General features: G+C 64.4%; 24 protein-coding genes and 3 pseudogenes. 19 read left to right on the top strand and 8 right to left on the bottom strand.

Going from position 1 to position 21,734, the window contains the following annotated elements; translation table 11 throughout:
• The first annotated feature begins 31 nt into the window (after positions 1 to 31).
• Positions 32 to 1,294, top strand: coding sequence for a DNA double-strand break repair nuclease NurA (locus tag GJ629_RS03160; RefSeq protein ID WP_157511711.1), 1,263 nt, complete (start codon positions 32 to 34; stop codon positions 1,292 to 1,294).
• 1 nt (position 1,295) lies between these two features.
• Here GJ629_RS03160 and GJ629_RS03155 read toward each other — a convergent pair whose 3' ends face one another.
• On the bottom strand, positions 1,296 to 1,634 hold the full coding sequence (locus GJ629_RS03155) for a hypothetical protein (RefSeq protein WP_157511710.1): 339 nt from the start codon (positions 1,632 to 1,634) through the stop codon (positions 1,296 to 1,298).
• A gap of 83 nt (positions 1,635 to 1,717) precedes the next feature.
• Between GJ629_RS03155 and GJ629_RS03150 the strand changes: the two are divergent.
• The 5 genes and pseudogenes from GJ629_RS03150 to GJ629_RS03130 form a co-directional block, all read left to right on the top strand.
• Positions 1,718 to 2,805, top strand: a pseudogene (locus tag GJ629_RS03150) (aminopeptidase).
• A gap of 266 nt (positions 2,806 to 3,071) precedes the next feature.
• On the top strand, positions 3,072 to 4,379 hold the full coding sequence (locus tag GJ629_RS03145) for an MFS transporter (protein WP_197428402.1): 1,308 nt from the start codon (positions 3,072 to 3,074) through the stop codon (positions 4,377 to 4,379).
• Positions 4,380 to 4,425: 46 nt separating this feature from the next.
• Complete coding sequence (locus GJ629_RS03140) at positions 4,426 to 5,205, top strand: bifunctional 2-polyprenyl-6-hydroxyphenol methylase/3-demethylubiquinol 3-O-methyltransferase UbiG (protein ID WP_157511708.1); 780 nt, start codon at positions 4,426 to 4,428, stop codon at positions 5,203 to 5,205.
• A 119-nt stretch (positions 5,206 to 5,324) separates the two neighbouring features.
• Complete coding sequence (locus tag GJ629_RS03135; RefSeq protein ID WP_157511707.1) at positions 5,325 to 6,164, top strand: RimK family alpha-L-glutamate ligase; 840 nt, start codon at positions 5,325 to 5,327, stop codon at positions 6,162 to 6,164.
• 498 nt (positions 6,165 to 6,662) lie between these two features.
• A pseudogene (locus tag GJ629_RS03130) lies at positions 6,663 to 6,791 on the top strand (aminopeptidase); the annotation flags it as partial.
• A gap of 54 nt (positions 6,792 to 6,845) precedes the next feature.
• Here GJ629_RS03130 and GJ629_RS03125 read toward each other — a convergent pair.
• Together GJ629_RS03125 and GJ629_RS03120 are read right to left on the bottom strand one after the other, a co-directional pair.
• Entirely contained in the window at positions 6,846 to 7,352 is a 507-nt protein-coding gene (locus GJ629_RS03125; protein ID WP_157511706.1) for a hypothetical protein, read from the bottom strand.
• A gap of 65 nt (positions 7,353 to 7,417) precedes the next feature.
• Positions 7,418 to 8,218: an endonuclease/exonuclease/phosphatase family protein gene (locus tag GJ629_RS03120; RefSeq protein ID WP_157511705.1), complete on the bottom strand. Its 801-nt coding sequence runs from the start codon at positions 8,216 to 8,218 to the stop codon at positions 7,418 to 7,420.
• A 64-nt stretch (positions 8,219 to 8,282) separates the two neighbouring features.
• Between GJ629_RS03120 and GJ629_RS03115 the strand changes: the two genes are divergently transcribed.
• The 6 genes from GJ629_RS03115 (at position 8,283) to GJ629_RS03090 (ending at position 13,263) form a co-directional block, all read left to right on the top strand.
• Complete coding sequence (locus tag GJ629_RS03115; RefSeq protein ID WP_197428401.1) at positions 8,283 to 8,894, top strand: YbhB/YbcL family Raf kinase inhibitor-like protein; 612 nt, start codon at positions 8,283 to 8,285, stop codon at positions 8,892 to 8,894.
• Positions 8,895 to 9,042: 148 nt separating this feature from the next.
• The gene (locus tag GJ629_RS03110) at positions 9,043 to 10,935 is read left to right on the top strand and encodes an ATP-binding protein (RefSeq protein ID WP_157511703.1); all 1,893 of its coding nucleotides are present in this window, start codon (positions 9,043 to 9,045) and stop codon (positions 10,933 to 10,935) included.
• Between the two features lie 74 nt (positions 10,936 to 11,009).
• A complete protein-coding gene (locus tag GJ629_RS03105; protein WP_157511702.1) occupies positions 11,010 to 11,603 on the top strand; it encodes an ABC transporter substrate-binding protein in 594 nt (197 codons plus the stop codon).
• A gap of 26 nt (positions 11,604 to 11,629) precedes the next feature.
• On the top strand, positions 11,630 to 12,307 hold the full coding sequence (locus tag GJ629_RS03100; RefSeq protein WP_157511701.1) for an extracellular solute-binding protein: 678 nt from the start codon (positions 11,630 to 11,632) through the stop codon (positions 12,305 to 12,307).
• Positions 12,308 to 12,366: 59 nt separating this feature from the next.
• A complete protein-coding gene (locus GJ629_RS03095) occupies positions 12,367 to 12,852 on the top strand; it encodes a pyruvoyl-dependent arginine decarboxylase (protein ID WP_157511700.1) in 486 nt (161 codons plus the stop codon).
• A 48-nt stretch (positions 12,853 to 12,900) separates the two neighbouring features.
• Complete coding sequence (locus tag GJ629_RS03090; protein ID WP_157511699.1) at positions 12,901 to 13,263, top strand: DUF5811 family protein; 363 nt, start codon at positions 12,901 to 12,903, stop codon at positions 13,261 to 13,263.
• 1 nt (position 13,264) lies between these two features.
• Here the strand turns inward: GJ629_RS03090 and GJ629_RS03085 are convergent, their stop codons facing one another.
• Both GJ629_RS03085 and infB read right to left on the bottom strand, forming a co-directional pair.
• A complete protein-coding gene (locus tag GJ629_RS03085; protein ID WP_157511698.1) occupies positions 13,265 to 13,453 on the bottom strand; it encodes a hypothetical protein in 189 nt (62 codons plus the stop codon).
• 147 nt (positions 13,454 to 13,600) lie between these two features.
• A complete protein-coding gene (gene infB, locus GJ629_RS03080) occupies positions 13,601 to 15,412 on the bottom strand; it encodes a translation initiation factor IF-2 (RefSeq protein ID WP_157511697.1) in 1,812 nt (603 codons plus the stop codon).
• Positions 15,413 to 15,621: 209 nt separating this feature from the next.
• On the opposite strand from infB, the gene GJ629_RS03075 reads away from it, so the two are divergent.
• Positions 15,622 to 17,085 carry a hypothetical protein gene (locus GJ629_RS03075; RefSeq protein ID WP_157511696.1) on the top strand — a complete coding sequence of 488 codons (1,464 nt, stop codon included), beginning with the start codon at positions 15,622 to 15,624 and terminating at the stop codon, positions 17,083 to 17,085.
• Between the two features lie 13 nt (positions 17,086 to 17,098).
• Here the strand turns inward: GJ629_RS03075 and GJ629_RS03070 are convergent, their stop codons facing one another.
• Positions 17,099 to 17,668, bottom strand: a complete 570-nt coding sequence (locus tag GJ629_RS03070) for a plastocyanin/azurin family copper-binding protein (protein WP_157511695.1) — start codon at positions 17,666 to 17,668, stop codon at positions 17,099 to 17,101.
• 97 nt (positions 17,669 to 17,765) lie between these two features.
• Between GJ629_RS03070 and GJ629_RS03065 the strand changes: the two genes are divergently transcribed.
• Both GJ629_RS03065 and GJ629_RS03060 read left to right on the top strand, forming a co-directional pair.
• A complete protein-coding gene (locus GJ629_RS03065) occupies positions 17,766 to 18,005 on the top strand; it encodes a PRC-barrel domain-containing protein (RefSeq protein ID WP_157511694.1) in 240 nt (79 codons plus the stop codon).
• Complete coding sequence (locus tag GJ629_RS03060) at positions 18,006 to 18,464, top strand: NOB1 family endonuclease (protein WP_157511693.1); 459 nt, start codon at positions 18,006 to 18,008, stop codon at positions 18,462 to 18,464.
• Here GJ629_RS03060 and GJ629_RS03055 read toward each other — a convergent pair.
• A complete protein-coding gene (locus GJ629_RS03055; RefSeq protein WP_157511692.1) occupies positions 18,461 to 18,613 on the bottom strand; it encodes a CopG family transcriptional regulator in 153 nt (50 codons plus the stop codon). The two genes, GJ629_RS03060 and GJ629_RS03055, sit on opposite strands and share 4 nt — an antisense overlap.
• A 36-nt stretch (positions 18,614 to 18,649) precedes the next feature.
• Complete coding sequence (locus GJ629_RS03050; protein ID WP_157511691.1) at positions 18,650 to 19,465, bottom strand: CPBP family intramembrane glutamic endopeptidase; 816 nt, start codon at positions 19,463 to 19,465, stop codon at positions 18,650 to 18,652.
• Positions 19,466 to 19,493: 28 nt separating this feature from the next.
• Here GJ629_RS03050 and GJ629_RS03045 point away from each other — a divergent pair, with 28 nt between their 5' ends.
• From GJ629_RS03045 to GJ629_RS03030, 4 genes and pseudogenes are all read left to right on the top strand, one after another.
• Positions 19,494 to 20,099: a hypothetical protein gene (locus GJ629_RS03045; RefSeq protein WP_231754466.1), complete on the top strand. Its 606-nt coding sequence runs from the start codon at positions 19,494 to 19,496 to the stop codon at positions 20,097 to 20,099.
• A gap of 39 nt (positions 20,100 to 20,138) precedes the next feature.
• Positions 20,139 to 20,612, top strand: a complete 474-nt coding sequence (locus GJ629_RS03040; protein WP_157511690.1) for a DUF5812 family protein — start codon at positions 20,139 to 20,141, stop codon at positions 20,610 to 20,612.
• Between the two features lie 66 nt (positions 20,613 to 20,678).
• A complete protein-coding gene (secF, locus tag GJ629_RS03035; protein ID WP_157511689.1) occupies positions 20,679 to 21,536 on the top strand; it encodes a protein translocase subunit SecF in 858 nt (285 codons plus the stop codon).
• Positions 21,533 to 21,734 (top strand): annotated as a pseudogene (locus GJ629_RS03030) (preprotein translocase subunit SecD); the annotation flags it as partial. The gene secF and the pseudogene GJ629_RS03030, both read left to right, overlap by 4 nt.

Raw genomic sequence — 21,734 nt, 5'->3', positions numbered from 1 at the left:
GCTTTTTGTTCGGGGCCTCCCAGAGGCCGGTATGACACTCGACCCGGTGCACGTCGACGGCATCGCGCAGTTGGCGACGCTGATCAGCCAGCGAGTCGCCGACACCGACCACCGGGCGCTGGCCGAAACCGTCTGGGAGGACTTCCTCGACCCGCTGTACGTCGACGACCAAGCAGTGCTGACCCCGATGGACGAGCAGGTCCGCCGGCGGGTCGACGTACAGGACGTAGCCCTCCGTGAGTCGCCGTTCCCGACCCAGCACGGACTGGACTCGGGGACCATCAACCCGACCACCTTCGAGAACGGCCTCGTGCTCGACGTGGCTCAAGCGGCGATGAGCGCCGTCCCCTCGGATATGGAACTCCACCGCGCCCGGACGGTGGTGATGACTGCCCACGCCAACGACGTGACCGTCGACGTGGGCGCCGAGGACTGGATTCCCTTCGACGAGGGGTACACCCGCCGGCGCATCCTCCAGGTCCCGCGGGTCGACCGCTACGCCCAGACCGTCGTCCACGCACTGGCGCTGTACCTCGCCGAGAGCCACCACGCCCTCCTGCAGGCCGACGTGGTCGAGGACCTCCTCGTGCTCGACGGTCCCATCTACCCTACGGGCATCCTGAAGTGGACCGACCGCCACCCCGAACTGGCGGACCTGCTGGCCGACCACGAGACGCCACAGACCGTCGTCGAGAATTACCTCGACCTCGTCGACCGCTTCGTCGAGCGGGACGTGCCGCTGATCGGATTCGTCAAGAACAGCTCCGCAAACGCCATCACGCGGGCGGTCCGGTCGAAGACCAACGCGCCGTGGGCCAACGACACCGCACTCTTTTCGCGCATCCTCGAGTGCTACGAGGACGGTGAGCAGCGCGAGGACGTGCTGACCTACACCAACTGGTTCCGCTCGCGGCTGGGAACAGACCGCCTGCTCTCCGAACAGGGGTCCGACGTCGTCGATATGGACGACCGGCCGCTGGACCGGGGGGCCTACGAGGTGACGTTCTTCGCCGTCTACGACCCGCGGACGGACCTGCTCTTTCGCGTGGAGGCCCCGGCGGCGTTCACCACAGACCCCGACCTGCGCGAGCGACTGACGATGCAGGTCCTGCGGGACGTGGCCGCCGAACAAGGACCGCCGCTGGCCGTCGCCAAGGCCGACGAACTGGCGAAGATAGACCGCCAGGGAAAGGAGATGCTCACCCGGACCATCGAACAGCGCTTCGACAGCGAGCGCCAGCGCACCTACAACGACGAGCGCTGGGGCGTCTCGCTGGAGGATATGGGCGTCTAAGTCAGGCCGCCTCGTCGTCCTCGATCAGTTCGACGTCGACGGTGTCGGGGTCGACACCGATCCGCTGGAACTGCGTGCGGAGGTGCTCGCGGGCGGCCGACAGCGCCCGGTCGCGGTCCTCGAACCCGCGGGGACTGGGCGACTCGAAGGCGACGTTGACCTCCCGGCCGTCGATACGCTGTGTCTGGCCGCCGCTTTCCACCTCGTAGAAGGCGTCACACACCCAGACGTAGGGCGTGCCCTCGTCGGGCGCACCGCGGTAGGACGGCGGGTCGTCGCCGGGTTCGTACAGCGTGCCCGTCAGCGCCGTCCCGCCAGCGTGACCCCGGACTAGAAGCATACCACCGTGTAGGTCGCCGCCGGGCAAAAAGTGCCCGACAGCCCACCGAGTTTTATCACCGTACCGCGTCACCCTGATGACGTATGGACCCACGTGTCGAGGAACACGCGCGGATACTCGTAGAGCACTCGGCGGACATCGGACCGGGGGACGAGGTGCTGGTCTCGGTCCCGCCGGTGGCGGAGGACCTCCTCGTCGCCCTCAACGAACAGATAGCCGCGAAGGGTGCGTTTCCGGTGCAGGCGAGCCTCCTCGGCGGGGGCCGGGCCGGCCGCGCCTTGGTCAGCGCGATGGATCCCGAAGCCTACGACGACCCACCCGAGGCGCTACAGGCCATCGCGGACAACGTCGACGCGGCCATCAGCGTCCGGGCGGCGACCAACACCCGCGAGATGAGCGACGTGCCGCCGGAGACCCACGCCGCCCTGCAGGCGATGCTCGAACCGGTCCGCAACGAGATCATGGACAAGCGGTGGGTCGGAACGCAGTACCCCGCGCCCGCCAACGCCCAAGAGGCCGAGATGAGCACCGACGCCTACGCCGACTTCGTCTACGACGCCGTCACGAAAGACTGGGCGGCCCAACGGGAGTTCCAGTCGAACCTCGTCGACATCCTCGAGGACGCCAGCACCGTCCGCATCGTCTCGGGGGAGACCACCGACATCGAACTGTCCATCGACGGGATGGAGGCGGTCAACGACTACGGCGAGACCAACCTCCCCGGCGGCGAGGTGTTCACCGCGCCCGTCCCCGACTCCGTCACGGGTGAGGTGACCTTCGATATGCCCGTGATCACCCAGGGCGTCGAGATCACCGACGCCTACCTCCTCTTCGAGGACGGCGAAGTGGTCGAACACAGCGCCGAGAAGAACGAGGACACCCTGACCGCGATGTTGGAGACCGACGACGGCGCGCGCCGCCTCGGCGAGTTGGGCATCGGGATGAACCGCGACATCGACCGGTTCACCTACATATGCTGTTCGACGAGAAGATGGGCGACACCGTCCACCTCGCCCTCGGGATGGCCTACGACGACTGCGTCGGCCCCGACCGGGAGGGCAACGACTCGGCGATTCACACCGATATGATCGTCGATATGAGCGAGGACTCCCGCATCGAGGTCGACGGCGAAGTGGTCCAGCGCGACGGGACCTTCCGGTTCGAGGAGTAGGTGGGCGCGACCACCAGGAGCGCCCACGGATAAGCGAGCGGTGACCGTAGGGAACCGCGAGCAATAGGTGGGCCGAACGGAGTGAGGCCCACGAAAGAACGAACGGGGAGCGAAGCGACCCGTGAGGGAGGCAGGGTGAACGGAGTGAGCCCTGCAGGAGATATACCACCCGAGCAATCAGCCCAGTTTTTTGAACGCCTTTCACGAGTTTTTTATTCTTTGAATGGACAAGGACTTATGAGTATCAGATGGGTGTTCGTTCACGAGTGGCCGGCGCTCTCCGAGTTGACGGATTCCGGTGGATCCTCCGAAACAGAACGTTTCAGAAGATGTTCTCGGGACGTGTAATCACTGATTTCGGAGATAGCCTCTACTACATTGGAGCGATGTGGTTGGTTTGGGATCTCACGCAGAACCCGTTCTACGTTGGTCTCGCTGGGGCGTTGGTGAATGTGTCACGCCTCTTTACGTTTCTCTATGGACCCTTGATCGATGTCATCGAGGTCAGGAAACTACTCGTCAGTACCCAGTTGATCAACGGACTCGGTATGTTGATCGTGCCGCTCGCAGCCGGTTTCGATGTCCTGTCTGTCTGGCTGATTCTCCTCCTTATCCCGATTCTCCAGCTAGTGAACGAAATCGTGTATCCGGCCCAAGATTCGGTCCTGCCGCGTATCGTCGAGGAGGAAGAACTACCGAGAGCGAACTCCTTGTTCAGCACGACGCTTGGAGGTGTTGACGCAGGGGCGAACGCCATTGCCGGAGTCCTTATTTCGGTTATCGGTGCCGTATCGTTGTTCCTGTTGAATGCGGGGACGTTCGCTATCGCCCTCCTATTGTTTTTCACTCTCACGATTCCGTCACGAACCAATACAGACCAAGGGTCCGGACAGTCTGCTACTGAAGAGAAGAACACAGCCAGCAGAAAGAAGAAAATAAAACAGTACGGAACAGATCTCAGGGAAGGCATCTCCTACATTCGAGGGACAGTATTACTGCCGATGATGGCTGGACTGATGATCTCGAACATCGGTATTATGGCTGGAACAACGATTATGCCGACGTTCGCGGATTCGCTGAGTGGACCGACAGCGTACGGCGTTTTGATGGGCGCTCTCGGGGCTGGAACACTGCTAGGAACAGCGGTGTCGTTCCTCGTTGAAGACTACTCGCTGGGCACGGTCGCGACTGTCGGTATGATGACTGCTGGAGTTCTCTGGATTGGCTCAATCGCCGCACCGGGACTCGGGGTAACAGCAGCACTATTGTTCCTGTCGATGGTCCCAGTTGGGATATTCGAGGTGCTGTTCGTGTCTACGATACAGGCAGGCGTCGAAGATGCCCTTCTCGGACGAGTCATGTCTCTCCTTCGGACGTTCTCGGGTGGACTGCTTCCCGTGGGGTCGCTACTTGGCGGGATTGGTGCCGCACAGATTGGAGTCCTTCCTGTGATGTACACGGCCGGTGGGTCACTCGTATTGCTTGGCCTCTACTTTGGGCTCAGCTCCGAGATACGATCGTTGCCAGCAGTGACTAATGCGAATCAAGAGCTGTTCGATTCTACTGCTAAGTGATGATTAGTAATTTAAATGTATATAGCGAATATAGAAAGTGGGAGAAATGACTGATAGTTCATCATACGAGGATATTGCGGAAGAGTACGGTAGCTTCTATCAATCACCACTCGGGAAACTGTATCTCGAAGTGACCACATCACGCATCAAAGACTACATCACAGAGGGAGCTCCCTCGCTATCTATTCTTGATTTGGGGTGTGGTAAGTGCAGCGTTACCCGTAGGCTTTCGATGGATCTAGACGTAACCCACGTGACAGCAGTAGATTCATCAGAAGAAATGACTTCTCACGCCAGAAGATTACTCGAAAGTAGTCCGATAGACGATTTCACCGTTCGAAACCAAGATATCGAATCGTTCGAGGCTACCGATCAATACGACGTTGTGCTTGCAGAGGGTGGTGTGATGTCTCACTTGACCACTCCATTAGATATTTTCGAGATCGTCCGAGATAGCGTAACCGATGACGGATACGGATTCATTTCAGTCATAACATCGTACCGGTATGCAGTGTTTAGTTTGTGGAACGGACAGTGGGACCAGTTCCAGAAAATAGTCGATGAAAACGAGCTTACGACATCAGATAGCATCACGATACAGACACAGAACACCGACGAGATACGCTCCTATCTGACACAGGCCTCCGGCATCGAACTAGTAGACATATATCCAAAAGTTAGCTACTTAGGCTACGTCCCCGTGGATAGACAGGACGACATACTCAGCAATAATCAAGAAGAGATACTAAACATAGAACTGGAGGCGGCGCGACACAGCGACAACGATCACGGTCTACAGACAGGAATCGTCGTAAAGAGTTCCTAAGGATGGGGAAAGAGAAGCACCTACCCCAGATTATTATCGGCATAAATATTAAAGAATATTAGTTATGATTTACTTATGTTCTAAAGGTATATATGGAGGTATTTATAATAGAATTATGAATGACGGTACTACTCATCGGGATTGGACACGCTGGTGAGTTCGATTTACTAGCCGAAGAGATAGAAAAGAAGGGACACGATGCCGTTCTCATCAATGTACAAAATTGGCCGGGTGGTTCACCGCTTTCTTTAGAACCCGGAAAAGAAACAGCTATCTTTGGCGAAGAAATAGATTTAGAGACAGTTAGAGGAGCGTATATCGTACCACATCATTTGTTACATCCATTCGAAAACAGGATTCGAGATCGTCTTCTCGACGACTTTGATGCAGGGCTAAATCAGATTCGAGAATATCGAGCGATGTTTGAAGGACTCTGCGGAATCCTCGATTCCCGTTCTCGGAACGTCATCGTACCACTACAGAATCACTACCTCCAGGATCGGAAACCATACCAGCTTGAGGTACTGGCGCAACTGGACGTCCCGACCCCTGAGACAGTGTTCACAACGGACCCGAGTACAGTCAAAGAGTTCGTTGAAGACCATACTCGAGTCATATACAAACCGGTGACTAGAGGGGGTAAGCCATATGAACTCACAGAGGAGGACTTGACCCAAGAACGATTAGAGCACCTGGAAACGGCTCCAGTCCAGTTCCAAGCCTTCGCTCCGGGCGACGATGTTCGTGTATTTGTTGTAGATGGAACGGTTGTAGGTGCGGTAAAGTACACGAGCGATTCATTCTCTTTCAAGCTTGCAGAGAGCGAGAACGTACAGAAGGAGTCCATCACGGTTCCGACACACATCAAGAAAATTGTAAAAGAAGCAACTAACGAGATCGGATTGACGTTGCCGGTGTCGATATTCGACTCCAATCGGACGGTGAATTCAAGATGTTAGAACTCAACGAAGCCCCGAACTTCGGGGAGATGGAGCGAACAACTGATCTCCAGATAGCGGAAGCACTTGCGACGTATCTCACGAGTCCCGCCTCGTGACGTACTGAAGATGTATCCGAAAAATCCGGATTGGGGGGGAGTGCCTTTGAAGGAATTCAAAGTACTCCCCACAATGACGGTCTAAGTGTCGTTACGTAGCGACGTGGCCGTTGTGGGTCATTCGCATCGCTTCGTTTTTCTTCGGTTCGTCGTCTTCATTAATCTGCTCTAGGTCAGGGTTGAAGTGACTCTTTGCCATTGCTGCAAAGAACAGTAGTTCGACATCAAATATAAATTTTAGTATTTGTAATAGTGCACGTATATATAAATGGGGTTCATTCAACCCATATACTATTATATTTCGAGGTTAGATCGGCCGATAACCCGTCTCAAGCGCTACTGGATCGACTGACGCCGGGTGGGAAGTGCCGGGAATCAGCCCTTGGTGCCACCGCGGCGGGAGGGCAACGACTCGGCGATTCACACCGATATGATCGTCGATATGAGCGAGGACTCCCGCATCGAGGTCGACGGCGAGGTGATCCAGCGCGACGGGACCTTCCGGTTCGAGGACGGCTTTGAACAGTGATCCGAGTGCGGAATGGGCGCCGATAGACCTCCAGAGGTGCGTGGCGGGGGACGATCAGCCCTCGCTGCTACCGCGGCGGAAGACCGAGGATACGAGGCCGAGCAAGCCGATGACGACGCCGAACAGCGCAGTGGGGAATCCGACGAGAACCAGCGGCGAGAGGGGTTGCCACGACGACCCCGTCACGATTTCGTAGTATATCCCGCGATACTCGACGTAGTAGATACCGTGTCCGGGGCTCGGGGCATCAGTCTCGTAGAAGAACTCCGGCGGGAGCTGTTTCTCGTCCGTGATGGTGTATCCGCTCCCGTTGGTCCAATAGCCGTCCAGCGTCCGGTTGACCGCCGTCTGGCCCCGGTCGGAGAGGTTCGAGAGGGCATACACGCCGTCGGGCCGGTCGGTCGTGTTCCCGTCGGACACATTCGGGGGCGAATCCTCGACGTCCCAGACATCGTGATAGTACTCGGTCCCGCCCAGTCCGAGCGCGACGGACCCGACTCCGGCGACGACCAGCAGGAGACCGACGACGACCGCCGCAGTGGCGGCGCGGTCGCTGTCCATACAGGTCTCTGTCCGAGGGGGCGGCATATGTTTTCTCCTTGTATACGCCGGATAGAACCGGTCGGTTACTCCACGGACAGTTGGGCCAGTACCGGGAAGTGGTCGGAGGGGTAGGCTTCGGCGGTGCGGAGGTCGGTACAGACGCCGTGTTGGCGGACGTCGACGCCGTCGGTGACGAAGACGTGGTCTATCTTGCGGTTGGGGACGAGGCGCTCGAAGTCGGTGACGCTCGTCAGCGGGCCGTGGTGGCCGTAGGTCGAGCGGTCGATGGCGTTGGTCAGCGTCCGGCGGCCGCGGTCGGGGTCGACCAGCGGTTCGTAGCCCGGTTCGCCGGCGATGGCGTTGAAGTCGCCAGTGAGGAGGAGTGGCTCGGCATCGGTGATGGTGTCGATGCGCTCGCGGACCAGTTGCGCGCTCTGGCGGCGCGCCTCGGGCCCGTCGTGGGAGAAGTGGGTGTTGGCGTGGACGAAGACGGTGTCGCTTGCCCGGTCACGCAGGCGCGCCCACGTCACGATGCGTGGGTAGCGGGCGTCCCACCCGGTCGACCCTGCTTCGTCGGGCGTCGGCGAGAGCCAGAACGTCGAGGAGTCGAGGCACTCGAAGCGGTCGGGGCGGTAGCCGATGGGCGAGAACTCGCCCTCGTCGCCGCCGTCCATACGGGCCGCGCCGACGAACTCGAAGTCGGGGAGTTGCTCGCGGAGGTACGACAACTGGTGAGTCAACGGTTCCTGGAGGCCGAGCAGGTCCGGGTCCCGAAAGCGGATAGTGTCCGCGACCGCCGACCGGCGGTGGTCCCAGCCGTGGTCCCCGTCCTCGGGGTTGTCGTACCGGACGTTGTACGTCATGACGCGCAGCCACTCGGTCATCACTTCGAGTGTGGGGGCCACCCTTTGAGTCTGTTTGGGAAGCGGCGCGACCCGACGCCGCCAAGTGGCTGCCGGTCCAAGCGCGAGCGTGCAACGTCGCCAGTTCCTCGCTGCGGCCGGAACGAGCGCGGTCGCCGCTGTCGGTGGCTGTGTGACCGTCTCCCGGCAGTCGGCGTCGCCGCTGTCGGCCGACCTACCGGCGCTTGACGACGGTGGGCGACTGCCGGTTCGGTTCTCCTGTGACGGGGACGGCGTCTCGCCGGCCGTCACCCTCTCGTCGGTGCCCGAACCGACGGCATCGGTGATGGTCACCGCGACGGTCACCTCGAACATCGCCAACCAGTCGCTGCTCTGGACGCTGTGGAACGTCCCTCCCGAAACCGAGCGCATCCCCGAGGACCTCCCCCGGGAGCCGACGGTCGGGTCGCTCGACGGTGCCCGGCAGGGCCGGGTCCGTCTGGGCGAGGTGGGCTACCGTGCGCCGTGCCCGCCGCCGGGCGAGACCTACGACTACGACTTTCAGATCTACGCGCTCGACCGGCGACTCGATATCGACGGCGGGACGACCAACGAAGACGCCGTCGAAGCCACCGAGGGACGGGTCCTCGCCAGCACGCGGACGACGGTCAGCTACGCTCGCGCCGGCGATGTCACGCCGCTGGAAGGTCCGGGATGACCTCCGAGGAGCCATCGGGAAAGACAGCTACCGAGGGCCGGAGTGGGCGACAGCCGCCGTCGTGACGACGCTCGACGCGGCCCACTGACGTACCGCTGGCGGCGAACGGCCCCGAAGGACCTTAGGGGTCGCCGCCGTTTGCCCGTGTATGTCCGACCTCGGGGATTTCACTGATTTCGACGGCGACGACGAGCAGGCGGCTTCGGCGGACGACGGCGGTGGATCGACACCGGACGACGACGCCGAGGTGCTCGACGACGACCCGCCCGAACGGGACAGAGACGACGACTTCGAGACGGTCGAGGTCACGCCGGCCGGGAGCGACGCGGGCATCGGCGTCCTCTCGGCGGCGGAGGGGCTGACGATCAGCGAGGACGAAGACGACACCCGTCTGCGGGCGTACATCACCGTCGGGAACCGTTCGGCCGTCCGCATCGGGAAGTACCTCCTCGTCCCCTACCCCGACGGCGAGAAGCTCTTCTGCCGTATCACGGCGCTTGAGTACGCACAGGAGTTCCGGGCCGACGACGCCACCGAGATTCACGCCCGGCGGGCGATGCGCTCTCGCGAGATAGACGAGCAGGACTTCAAGTTTATGGCGACGCTGGAACCGGTGGCGGTGCTGTACGAGGACAGGGAGGCGCCACGCGCCTCCGAAGAAGCGAGCGGCGACGAGCCGCGAGCAGGCGAACTCAAGCGGCGGATGACCGACCGCGTCCCGAAACCGGAGACGGTCGTCCGGCAGGCCGACGACCCGACTGAAATCAAGACGGGGCTGAAGATGCCCGGCGAGGGCGTCTTCCTCGGGCACCTCGCAGTCGGCGGCGAGAAGGTCCGAACCGCCGCCGAGCCACCGACCATCGACTACCGCCTCAAGGACGACTACGAGTCGGGGGACCCGCTGGTCTTCCGGCACACGCTGGTCGCCGGGGGAACCGGGTCGGGCAAGACCCACGGGGCGAAGAACATCCTCCGGCAGTACCTCGCCGAGGACCGGACGTACCCGGTCGAGGCGGGCGGCGACCGCGAGGTGTCCCCGGGGATGGTCGTCTTCGACCCCCAAGACGAGTACGCCCAGATGCACGACGACGGCGAACTGCCCGCGGCGTTCCAGCGCCGGTGTGAACGTGAGGGGGTGGCCTGCGGCGGCCACGACGACACCGTCGCGTTCGTCCCCGAAGTAGCAGGGTCGACGTACGCCGCCGACCACCACCGCGCCGAGCAGGTCACGTTCACCATCCCCTTTTCCATGGTGCGGGGCAACCCGTGGCTCATCGCCGGGAGCGGCCTCAACGACAACCAGTACGCGGCGCTGGTGAACGTCCTCCTCCCGCGGTTCTGGGCCCAAGCGGGCGAGGACGGAACCTACGAACAGTTCATCTCCTTCCTCGACGACCCGGCGCTGCGGGAGGAGTTGGACGAGAGCGGGAAGGTCCACGAGGCCACCTTCGACGCTGTCCGACGGCGCGCGCAGGGGTTCGGGAACGTCTTCGATCAGGACGCCCGGCCCATCACCGACCGCATCCACGAGTTCGTCCGCCCCGGCGGCCTGACGGTCGTCCCGACCTACCACATCAACGACTCGCGGGCGACCGAGACGGTGGTATTGGCGCTGGCGTCGCTGATCGTCGACGAGAAACTGTCGAACGACCCCCGCTACGAGCGCATCGAGGAGACGCCGCTTATCGTCGGGATGGACGAGGCCCACAACTTCCTCACCGACGCCGACACCGTCCAGGCCCGGAAGGTCATCGGGAAGTTCACTGACGCCGCGAAACAGGGCCGCAAGGAGCGACTGGGCCTCTTTCTCATCACGCAGGACCCACAGGACATCGCCGACCCGGTGTTCAAACAGATCAACACGACCGCCGTTCTCAACCTCGGCGACGAGGACGCCATCTCGGCGGTCAACATCCCGAGCAACCTCGAATCGAAGGTGCCCTACATGGAGAAAGGCCAGATGGTCGTCTACTCGCCGGACAACTCCGAACCGGTCGAGTTGATCGGCCTGTCGACGTGCGTGACAAAACACGGCCGCTGAGGGCGGCCGACGGTCGGTAGGCCGCGGGCCCCGGCGACCGACGGTTTTTGCGCGTCGGTCCCGTGTAGTAGAGTATGGAACGCCGGTCGCGGCGGGCAGTGTTGGGCGGCGCGGCAGGCGTCGCGGGACTGTTCGCCGGGTGTTCGGGCCTCGGCGGCGACTACGAGACGGTGACGCCGGCGGCCGTCCCGACGACCGAACGGACGCCCGACGAGCAGTCGGGGGACCCGTTGCGCGTCGCCCACTGGCTGTCGGGAGACGGCGAGAGCGCCGGCTACGACGCGATGGTCGACCTGTTCGAACAGCGGCGGCCCGACGTGCGCGTCGAGTCGGTGAACGCATACGGTATCAGCCGCATCGAACAGGGGCTCGAAGGGCGGGCCGACCGGGGCACGCCGCCGGGCATCTGGCAGACCGAGACCGGCCCGGCGCTGCTGTCGCTCGCCCGTGCGTCGTACCTCCGTGACATCGGCGAGTCGGTGTGGGACGACATCGGCGGGGGCTACCCTGCGGACGTGCGCCGCGCGGTCCGGACCGACGGGACCCACATCTCCGTCCCGTGGACGGGGCGGCGGGTGAACACGCTGCTGTACAATCCGTCGGTCCTCGACCGGGCGGGCGTCGACCCGGACGCCTCGGCGGCCCGGCGGCGCTCCGGACAGCCTTAGCGACCGTCGAGGCGGAGACCGACGCCGTGGCGCTGTCGTGGCCCGGCGACGTGCCGTGGCAGGTCGGGCGGTTGCTGGAGGGGGTGTTGCTGGCCCGAATGGGCACCGAACGCTACCGGGAGGCGCTGGAGTCAGGGTTCGACACGGCGACGGTCGAACGAGCGGTCGGGACAGTCATGGACCTCACCGCGTTCGGTCGCTCGGACCGCGACCCCGGACCGACGGTCGAATCGCTGCTCGACGGCCGCGTGGCGATGGTCGCTGCCGGCGGGCGACTCGTCGGTGGGGCCGCCTCGACGTCGGGGCTCGCGGCGCGGCCCGACGCCGCCTACGGCGACGACTGGGCCGTCACGCCGTTCCCGGGCACGGCGGGGACCGTCCAGTTCGGTGCCACGGCCTTTGGCGCGCCCGTCGAGGCGCCGACGCCGGAACGCTCAGAGCGGTGGCTCCGGTTCGTCGGGTCGACGCCGGCACAGCGGCGGTTCAGCGTCGCGGCGGGGTCGTTCCCGCTTCGGACCGACGCGACCCGTCCGCCCTCCCGACGCCGACGGCCGACCAGTACGACGCCTACCGAACCGCCGCGGCCCGTCTTCCCTCGATCACGCACCGGCTCGTCCTCGCGCCGGACGCGTACGTCCGGTACCTCGGAGCGCTGTTCCGGTTCGACGACGAGGACCGCCAGGACGCGGTACTGGAGACACTGACCGGCGTCCTCTCGGCGTGAAACGAAACCTTATCCCGTGGCGGTAATCGAGGGGGAGATATGAGTACGATTCGGGTCGTGTGGGGCGACGCGACCGGCCCGACCGAGACGGCGGCCTACGACAGCGCGCTCGCGGCGGCGAACGTCCACAACTACAACCTGATCACTGTCTCGTCGGTCGTTCCCGCCGGGCCGGACCTGAAAGAGGCCGGCACCGCGCCGGACCTCGGACCGACCGGGAACGCCCTCACCGTCGTCCAGAGCGAGTCGACGGTCGAACCGGACGCGCGCCGGCCGGCCGTCGCCGGCATCGGCTGGGTCCGCAGCGAGTCCGGACAGGGGCTGTTCTACGAGACCGAAGGCCACGACGCCGAGGCCGTCGAAGCGGCCATCCGCGACGGCCTCGACGCCGGGAAGGCGCTCCGGGACTGGGAGTTCGAGGACGACCCGACGGTCCGACTGTCCCGTGCCGACCCCGACCCCGAGGCGTACGCGAGCGCCGTCGTCGTCGCCGCCTACGGACAGAGCCGACCGATAGTCGAATAACGAACCGCGGTTTTTTATCCCTGCCTCGCATACGGAGTGACCAACTCAATGTACGGAAATATGCCGACCAGTGGTGGGCCGGAGGGGACGGAGACGACGCTGACGCCGGACCAGCGCCGGACACTGCGGCGTGACCTCTCCAGCGTCGCGGCCCGGACCCGCGAGTTGCTCCCGGGCGATTTCGTCGTCGGCTCGGAGTTGACCCGCGGGACGGGCGGTCCGGAGGCGACCATCGCGGTCCAGCCACCGGTCGGCTCCGTCGTCAGTGCGGGCTACGCTCTGGAGGACGCCGACGACGCCGCCATCACCGACGACGAGCGCGAGGACCTCGCGCTGGGACTGGCCGCGAGCGCGGCGCTACAGGTCAAACAGGCCTTCCCCGAGGACGGCGGCGGCGCGGCCGCACAGTAGCCTACTTCTCGCCGATTCCCGCGAAAAACAGCGCGTACCCGACGAGCCCCGACGCCGGCACCGACCCGGCGACGGCGCCGAGCGCCAGCGACAGCGACGACAGCCACCCGACTGCCAGTCCACCCAGCAGCGTCACTGGGATGAGCGCGAGCAGCCAATCGGCCGTGGTTCCCGCCGGAAGGTCGGTCACGTCTGAACCGTGTCGCGCCGCCTAATTAAATATTATTACTCGGGCAGATATCGGGGGACGGGTGGGTAGCGAGCGGAAAGCGAACGCGAGCGCGGCGGACAGCGGCGGCTACCGGGCGGTGGAAGCGAACGGCGAGAGAACGGCGGGTTACTTCCCCCAGAACGGGTCTCGTTTCCGGTGTTCGTCGAGGTACTGTTTGAGCGTCTCGCGCTCGCCGGACGTGATCTCCTCGCGGAGTTCCTGTTCGAGGATCTTGGCGTGTTTCTCGGGAATCTCGACCCAGAGCTGTTCGCCTTCCTCGATCTGTCGGCCGACGGTCGGGCCCTCGATGGAGACGGCCACGCGGTCGCTGCGGCGGGCCTCGTCGACGTCCTCGCCCTCGTCTTGGATGGTCTTCAGCGTCCCCACGCGGTCGAACTCGCCGTCCTCGAAGCGGCCGACGTTGACGTTCCGCCGGAGCAGGCCGCCCTGCACCTCGACGCCGACGACCGCGGGACCGGACTGGCGGAAGGTGTGGTCGGGGAGAATCTCGAAGCGGGCCGGGCGCGTGATGTTCTCCAGAATCTGGTCCTGCTGGGCGCGTTCTACCTCCTCGACGTACTGCTGGTAGTCCTCGATCAACTGGTAGATCACGTCGTCCTCGAAGAGGCGGACGTCCTCCTGTTCGGCCAAGGTGCGCGCGTCTTCGAGGACGTCGACGTTGAACGCCAACACCGTGCGGTTAGTGTCCTCGCCGGCGGTGTCGGCCATCCGGACGTCCCGCGGGGCCACGTCGCCGACCTCGGCGTGCATGATCGGGATCTCCTCCTCCTGGAGGGTCGAGGAGATGGCTTCCAGCGAGCCGAGCGTGTCGGCTTTGACGGTGATGCCCTCCTCCTCGGTGGTGACCTCTATCTCGGCGAGTTCGGCTTGGACGGCCTCGATCACGCCGTCGAGATCACGGTCGCGGACGACGCGGATCGGCGCGCCGGCCATCGCGTCGTCCAGGTCGGGTGCGGCTATCTTCACGCCGTCGGCGGCCGCGACGGAGTCGACCTTCTCGAACTGCTTTTCGGTCCGTATCTCGGCCATCGGGCGCGGCTTGAGCAGCGCCCGGACCTCGGTGACGATGGGTTCGGTGACGCCGCCGACGACTATCTGGTCGCCCTCGGCGATGGTGCCGTCGTAGACGACGGCGTCGAGCGTCGTCCCGAACCCGCGCTCCTCGGTGACTTCGAGGACGGTCCCCGCGCCGGGGCCGGCGACGTCGATGGCCATCCCCTCCTTGAGAAAGCGCTGGGAGAGGCCCATCAGGACCGTCAGGAGGTCCGGGATGCCCTCGCCGGTGATGGCCGAGACGGGGACGACGCCGATGTTGTTCTGGAAGTTCTGGACGCGCCAGTACATATCGGCGGTGAAGCCGTTGTCCGAGAGCTGGCCGATGATTTCGTAGAGGTTCTCGTTGAGGTCGGATTCGACGCGGTCGGCCTGCCGGGCGATGGCCCCTTGGATGGGTTCGGTCTCGCCGGGGTTCCACCCGGGGAGGGTGTCCACCTTGTTCGCGGCGACGACGAAGGGGGTCTGGGTGCGCTGGAGGATGTCGATGGCCTCCATCGTCTGGGGCTGGAAGCCGTCGTTGACGTCGACGACGAGGATGGCGATGTCCGCCAAGGCACCGCCGCGGGAGCGCAGCGTCGAGAACGAGTGGTGGCCGGGCGTGTCGATGAACAACAGCCCGGGGAGGTCGAAATCAGTCGGGTCGACGAGGTCCCCCGCCAACTCGGAGATGACCGAGAGCGGGACGGCCGTCGAGCCGATGTGCTGGGTTATCGCCCCCGCCTCGCCCTCGGTGACCGCGGAGCCGCGGATCGTGTCGAGCAGCGTCGTCTTGCCGTGGTCGACGTGACCGAGAACGGCGACGATGGGGGTGCGAAGCTGGCCTGTCGGTGACGCGTCGGCGTCGGAGTCGGTGTCAGACATGGTGACCACCCGGAGAGAATCTTGTGTGTAGGGAGTCGACGCCGGCATTTAAACCGATGATAGCCGATTCGCCGCCGGAGCCGGACCGCTGTGTGATCCCCTACCCAGTCCACGGCGAATCGGCAGTCCGAGTAGCGTGTCGCTACTATCGTGCCTATTTGCAATTATTAATGATCTAGTATACATACTTCGGCGTCTTCGGGGATAGTATGGTAGATGATATGTTGGGGGAGAAACAACCGAACGTGACGAGGCGAACGGTGCTCGCGACGGGGGCGGGACTGGGTCTCGCCGGGCTAGCGGGCTGTACGGACGCCATAGACGGGCTGGTCGACGACGCCGCGGCGGCGGCCGTGAGGAACAGGTTTGCGACGCCGGCCGCGTTCTACGGCGGAGACAGTCGTCCGGAGGGGAGTCGGGTCGAAACCGACTACGACGTCACGCACGTTCCGATCACGATCTCCGGTGAGCGGGAGGGTCTCGACTCGTCGGTCGACCTCTCGGCGTACGTCACCACGTCGCGACTGCGGGTGGCCAACCACAACGCGGGCCGTTCGAACAGGTCGATAGCCGACGACGAGGACAGCGACGGCGACGGCATCGACGACGGAGCGGAACTGGCCGCCTACCTCGACGGTGAGGCCACCATCGGCGAGCGGTTCGTCCTCAGCGTGCCGGACGCCCGACTCGGCGAGGACGGCGACAGTCTCCTGGATAAACTGACGCCCGACCGGATCCTACAGTATCTCACCGGTCGAGCCGACGATTCCGAGGGGACGGTGTACTCGTGGGGTCGCGACGAACCGAGACTCGCGGCGACCATCGAGTGGCCGTTTCCGTCGGGGACGACCGGCCCGTACAACCCGAACGAGCAGTTGCTAGCGCTGGGATACAAGGGTCGGTTCAGCAACGTCAGTTCGGCCCTCGACCCGAGTGTCCGCGGCGAAATCGACGACGACGGTGACGGGAACGGGACCACCGACGAGGGAGTCTACATCGCCAACGGGACTGTCAGCCGCGGCAACGGCGGCGGCTTGTACGCGTGGGGCGACAACAGGGTCCAAGGCGAGAGCGACGCCTCGGGGACGGTCGTCCTGCCGGTGGCGGCAAAGCCCGAGGACTGCCCGGTAGCGATGCCAGCGTTGCTGTACGTTCGTCGGGTCCGTCACGACGACCAGTACGTCGTCGCCGGCGGGTGGGTCGTCGACGACAACGCGCTGTATCACAACGCCGTGACGATGCTCGTCGCCGAGGGCGCGCCCGAACTCAATAGCGTCGAGCACGACCGCAGTGTCGAGGAGATGCGCCGGACGATCAGTTCGGGGCTGACCCGCGAGCGGAGCCGGCTCGGCTCGCTCGTCTACGACGGCGAGCTGAGCGAGCGGGCGCTGTCGTTCCTGCCGGCCCATCACCGCGGAGAAGCGGGTCGGGAGGAGTTGGCGGCGCAGGCCGCCACGGTCGTCGGCGAACGGAACCCACAGACCGGGCGCGAGATGCAGGTCGCACTCGCCGACGGGTCCGTCGACGCCGACGCGGAGTCGGTGCAGGCGACGGTCGTGTCCTTAGACACCCCAATCGTCCAAGTCAGTCTCGCGGCCGGATGTGAGGACTGTGAGGAGTGTAACTGTGTCACGAACCTCGTGCCGGCGGTCAACACTATCTCCTCGCGCTGACGAGGACTGTTGCTCACTCCTCGACGGTGAACGACGCGTCCATCCCGGCGCTCCGGTGTGGGTTGCAGTAGTAGCTGTACTCGCCGGCGACGTCGAACGTGTACTCGTAGGTGTCCCCGCCCGAGAGCGTCTCGCCCGGCGCGCCGGGAGACCCGCTCCAGTCGCTGTCGGCCGGTGTCCCGTCCGGAACGACGTTGTGCCCGCCGGCGGCCCACTCCCAGCGGACGGTGTCGCCGGCGCTGATCGTGAACGACTCGGGCGCGAACTGTAGCTGTCCGTCCGCGGCGACGGTGACGACCTGTGCGACCGACTCCGGCGTCGGTTCGGGCGTGGCCGTGTCCGTCGGCTCCGCAGTCGGTTCGGGTGTGGGTTCGTCGGTCGGTTCGGGTGTTGGCTCGTCGGTGGGTTCGGGCGTCGAGTCGTCGGTCGTCGTGGGTGCCGTCACCTCGTCGGGCGTCTCGGTCGGGTCCGCCCCGTCGGCCGTCGTCCCGTCGCCGTCCGTCGTCTCGTCGCCACCGGAACAGCCGGCGACGCCGAGCGAGACGGCGGCGAGGCCGGTCGTGAGGTAGGTGCGTCTGTCCATCAATCTCGATGGGGGTTCCACGCGAAAAACCGTTTGGACGGTCCGAGCGTCAGACAAGCCCGTGGCGTTTATATGATATGACTGGGTAACCGACCGTATGGCAGAGATACTCGCGGAGAACCTCTCGGGGAAGGCCGTGATGGGGAGCGACGGTGCCGAACTGGGGATGTTGTACAACATCACGATGGACCTCGAATCCGGCGCGCTGTCGAACCTCGTCGTCGAACCGGACGAACACATCGGCGACACCGAGTTCGAGTACAACGACAACGGCCGGTTGCTCATCCCGGTCAGCCGCGTCAGCGCCGTCAAAGACCACATGATCATCGACCGGTAAATGTTCGTCCTCGACTCCTCGGCGTTTATCAACGAGTACCACACCGACCGGAAGATAGCCTCTATCCCGCTGGTGCGAGAGGAACTGGAAGGCGAAGCCTCCTACCGCTTCGACGCGCTGGAAGGCTCGGGGATGCACCTCCACATCCCCGAAGCGGAGGCGGTCGAACGAATCGAGCGCGCGGCCGAGGAGACGGGAGACCTCGCGGAGCTCTCCCGGACCGACGTTCGCCTCGTCGCCGCCGCGTTCGAACTCGACGGCCGATTGGTCACCGACGACTACGCGATGCAGAACGTCGCCCAGCACCTCGACGTCGACGTCGAGGTGATCGCGCAGGACGGTATCGACGAACAGCGGGAGTGGCGCTTCCAGTGTGCCGGCTGTGGCCGGGAGTTCGACGAGAACCGCGACCGGTGTCCGGTCTGTGGGAGTTCCCTCTCCCGGAAGAACCCGGCCTAGGGATACTCCGTCTCGGCCAGCGCCACGTCGAGCCCGAGGTCGACGAGTTGGCCCACCACCGCGGCCTCCGTCAGATCGTTCTCCCGGGCTAGTCGTGCTATCTCCTGGGCCGACTCGTCGTCACAGACAACCGTGTACCGGGTCGGCATACCCTTTGGTACGCTGTGCCATAGCATAAAACCCCGTCAGACGGGCATCAACAGCGCCGGCTGGAGGTCGTAGGTGATCTGGACGTACAGCAACAGGAACTGGGTAGCGTTGAACAGGCCGTGGACGACGGCGGGGACGACGACGTTCTCCGTGCGTTCGTAGACGAACCCGAGTACCAACGCGAGGACGAACACCACCGACAGCGCGCTCAGCGTCTGCAGCGGATCGGAGTTGAGATACTGGAGGACGTGGACGGCCGCGAAGACGACGCTGGCGAGGAGGATAGCCTGTCCCCGTGGGAACAGGTCGTACAGCCGCTTTTGGATGACGTTCCGGTAGACGAGTTCCTCGCCGGGACCGATGATCAGTATCGACAACACCGCCAGCACGAGCAACGCGCCGGTCGCGCCCGTCTCCCGAACGGTCGTCTCGATGCCGCTCGGGGCGGACTGGACGCCGAGAAACTGGAACAAAAGCGAGACGACGACCGACAACGTGAACAGGCCGAGGAGGCCGCCGACGGTGTATCCTACGTCCCGAAGCGACGGCACGGAGACGTCGAGAAACGAGAGCGGCTCCGACCGGGCGTAGAGGTAGCCGGCGGTCGTGAGAGCGAGTCCGATACCGGAGAAGACGACGGTGACCGAGAACTGGACGACGACCGGGGTGTCGAGTCGTCCCGAATCGGTGATCGTGACGAGCCCGAACGACGCCCCGATCCTTGCGACAGCGCTGTACAGTATCGAACCCACGAGGAGTCCGGCCAGCGCGACGAGCAGGACCTGTCCGACGACGCGGGCCCGGTCGGCGGGCGTCGGCACGCCGCCCGGCCCCGTCGATTCCGCTTCCATATCTACCTCTCCGGGCTGGGCGGTTGTTATGGACTGTGATGCGGCCGCGACCACGCCGTTTAATTCGGTGTCGGTCCAAGAGCGGACGATGACAGAGACGGCGGCGGCGACGGACGGCGACGACAGCTACGGCGGCATCTTCGGTGCCTTCCCGTATGCCTTCCGGGCGAGCGAGTCGCGGCTGTTCCGGTCGTACGCCGTCGTCGGCGGACTGGCGGCGCTGGCCATCGCGGTCACGTTCCTCCTCGCGCTGGTGAACCTCGTTGGATCGACCGCCAGCGCCGGAGCCGGCGTGTTCACCTTCTCCCGAAGCTTCTACATCGTCGTCGCGCTGGCGGTGGTGGTTCCGATCATCGCGCCGGTGCTGTCGGTCGCCCGCCGACACCGCCGGGGAACGGGGTCGTCGCCGTCGCGGTACGACTTCGGACTCGCGGCCGTCGGGTACGTCTATCTGGGATCGCTGTACGTGTTGCTCGTCGCATCCGCGCCGTCGGGTCTGCGGCGGGACCCCGAGGGGTCGGGCGTGACCGCCTCGGTCGTCGAGTTCCTCTACGGACTGGACCCCATCTACGGCCTCGTCCCGCCGGCGGCCGTCGCCCTCGTGATGTACCTGCTCCACCGGGTGTTGCGCTGAACTCGAAAGTCCCAAACTTCCGAGCCACGAACGCTGGGTATGGAGACGAAGACGGGAACCTTTCTCGTGACCCACGGCGACGAGGGAGCGGCGACGCTGACGGACGTATCCGACCGGCAGGTCCACGCGCTGGCCGAACAGGCCGACCCGCCGCTAGAACAGGGCGAGGTGCTGACAGCGACGCTGGAATCGGCGGGCGATATCGACGTCGCGTGGCGGCTCCGGGCCGTCGACGACCGGCGGTCGATCCCCGTCGAGGAGAGTCCCGAACCGCCGACCAAACAGGAGCGGGACATCGCCACGGAGCAGGGCGTCGGGGAGCTGACCCGACGCGAGCGGGCCGGAGAGGGCGAGATACACGTCCTGACGGTCCCCGAGGAGACGACCGAACAGGCCGTCGCGGACGTGCGCGAGGACCCGGAGACGGTGGCGCGGGCGGCACGCCTCGGGGTCGACCGCGTCGAGATCAGGGCCGCGGACGGCGTCGTCAGCGTCCGATACCTGCCGAACTGAGCGGAGCCCCCCACGTAGCGGCGATACTTGGGAAGACTTATTCACGGGCGTCTACCACCCTCGCCCATGGTCGAGTTCGAGGTACCGGAGATCGATTACGACCGGTACACGAATCGCCAGCTCGCCGCAGTACCCTTAGGGGTGCTGGGGGCGGCGCTGCTGGTGATCGCAGTCGCGTTCGTGCTCACAGGCACACCGGTACAGCTCGGTTTCGATTTCTCTGGCGGAACCGAACTACGGGTCGCCACGGGCGACTCCATCGACGAGGTGCGTGACACCTTCGACGTACAGGACGACGCCGTCACGCCCATCTCGAACGACGACGAGTACCTCGTCCAGACACAGGAGGCCGACGCGAGTCAACTGGAGTCGACAGCCGAGTCGGCCGGATACGAGGTGGTATCGGTACAGGAGCGGTCGGCGTCGTTCGGCGGTGACAGCCAGCGGACCGCCCTGATCGGTATCGCCGTTGCCTTCGGCGGGATGGCGCTGCTCGTGTTCGCGCTGTTCCGAACCTTCATCCCCTCCATCGCCGTCGTCATCTCGGCGTTCTCCGACATCGTCATCCCCGTCGCCCTGATGAACATCTTCGGGATCAACCTGACGCTGGGGACCGTCGCCGCCCTCCTGATGTTGATCGGGTACTCGGTCGACTCCGACATCCTGTTGAACAACCATATCCTCCGCCGGCGCGGCGGGTTCTACGAGTCGACGTACAACGCGATGCAGACCGGTGTGACGATGACGCTCACGTCGCTCGCGGCGATGACCGTGATGACCATCGTCTCGTTCGCGCTGGGGGTCCCGCTGTTGCCCGACATCGGCATCATCCTCGTGTTCGGGCTCTCGGCTGACCTGATGAACACCTATATGCTCAACCTCAGCCTGCTTCGCTACTACAAGTTCGAGGGGGTGGCCAAATGAGCGCCCTCCGGGAGAACTGGCGTATCGTCGCGCTGGCGATATTCCTCATCGTCAGCGGCGTCGTGATGTTCGTGCCCGCCGGACCGTTCGCAAACACCGACGGGCCGACGAACCTCCAGTACGGACTCGACCTAGACGGCGGGACGCGCGTCCGCGCGCCGCCGGTCGGGATGTACGCCGCCGAAGTCGACTTCGGCG

The sequence above is a fragment of the Halapricum sp. CBA1109 genome (genome assembly GCF_009741825.1).
Taxonomy (GTDB): Archaea; Halobacteriota; Halobacteria; order Halobacteriales; family Haloarculaceae; genus Halapricum.
This window is presented reverse-complemented; position numbering and strand designations above follow the sequence as displayed.

Excerpts from the sequence above, each read along its gene's own strand:
- GJ629_RS03160 (WP_157511711.1), top strand. The coding sequence starts at position 32 with ATGACACTCGACCCGGTGCACGTCGACGGCATCGCGCAGTTGGCGACG.
- GJ629_RS03155 (WP_157511710.1), bottom strand. The coding sequence starts at position 1,634 with ATGCTTCTAGTCCGGGGTCACGCTGGCGGGACGGCGCTGACGGGCACG.
- GJ629_RS03140 (WP_157511708.1), top strand. The coding sequence starts at position 4,426 with ATGACTGATAGTTCATCATACGAGGATATTGCGGAAGAGTACGGTAGC.
- GJ629_RS03135 (WP_157511707.1), top strand. The coding sequence starts at position 5,325 with ATGACGGTACTACTCATCGGGATTGGACACGCTGGTGAGTTCGATTTA.
- GJ629_RS03125 (WP_157511706.1), bottom strand. The coding sequence starts at position 7,352 with ATGGACAGCGACCGCGCCGCCACTGCGGCGGTCGTCGTCGGTCTCCTG.
- GJ629_RS03120 (WP_157511705.1), bottom strand. The coding sequence starts at position 8,218 with ATGACCGAGTGGCTGCGCGTCATGACGTACAACGTCCGGTACGACAAC.
- GJ629_RS03110 (WP_157511703.1), top strand. The coding sequence starts at position 9,043 with ATGTCCGACCTCGGGGATTTCACTGATTTCGACGGCGACGACGAGCAG.
- GJ629_RS03105 (WP_157511702.1), top strand. The coding sequence starts at position 11,010 with ATGGAACGCCGGTCGCGGCGGGCAGTGTTGGGCGGCGCGGCAGGCGTC.
- GJ629_RS03095 (WP_157511700.1), top strand. The coding sequence starts at position 12,367 with ATGAGTACGATTCGGGTCGTGTGGGGCGACGCGACCGGCCCGACCGAG.
- GJ629_RS03090 (WP_157511699.1), top strand. The coding sequence starts at position 12,901 with ATGTACGGAAATATGCCGACCAGTGGTGGGCCGGAGGGGACGGAGACG.
- infB (WP_157511697.1), bottom strand. The coding sequence starts at position 15,412 with ATGTCTGACACCGACTCCGACGCCGACGCGTCACCGACAGGCCAGCTT.
- GJ629_RS03075 (WP_157511696.1), top strand. The coding sequence starts at position 15,622 with ATGGTAGATGATATGTTGGGGGAGAAACAACCGAACGTGACGAGGCGA.
- GJ629_RS03070 (WP_157511695.1), bottom strand. The coding sequence starts at position 17,668 with ATGGACAGACGCACCTACCTCACGACCGGCCTCGCCGCCGTCTCGCTC.
- GJ629_RS03065 (WP_157511694.1), top strand. The coding sequence starts at position 17,766 with ATGGCAGAGATACTCGCGGAGAACCTCTCGGGGAAGGCCGTGATGGGG.
- GJ629_RS03060 (WP_157511693.1), top strand. The coding sequence starts at position 18,006 with ATGTTCGTCCTCGACTCCTCGGCGTTTATCAACGAGTACCACACCGAC.
- GJ629_RS03055 (WP_157511692.1), bottom strand. The coding sequence starts at position 18,613 with ATGCCGACCCGGTACACGGTTGTCTGTGACGACGAGTCGGCCCAGGAG.
- GJ629_RS03050 (WP_157511691.1), bottom strand. The coding sequence starts at position 19,465 with ATGGAAGCGGAATCGACGGGGCCGGGCGGCGTGCCGACGCCCGCCGAC.
- GJ629_RS03045 (WP_231754466.1), top strand. The coding sequence starts at position 19,494 with ATGGACTGTGATGCGGCCGCGACCACGCCGTTTAATTCGGTGTCGGTC.
- GJ629_RS03040 (WP_157511690.1), top strand. The coding sequence starts at position 20,139 with ATGGAGACGAAGACGGGAACCTTTCTCGTGACCCACGGCGACGAGGGA.
- secF (WP_157511689.1), top strand. The coding sequence starts at position 20,679 with ATGGTCGAGTTCGAGGTACCGGAGATCGATTACGACCGGTACACGAAT.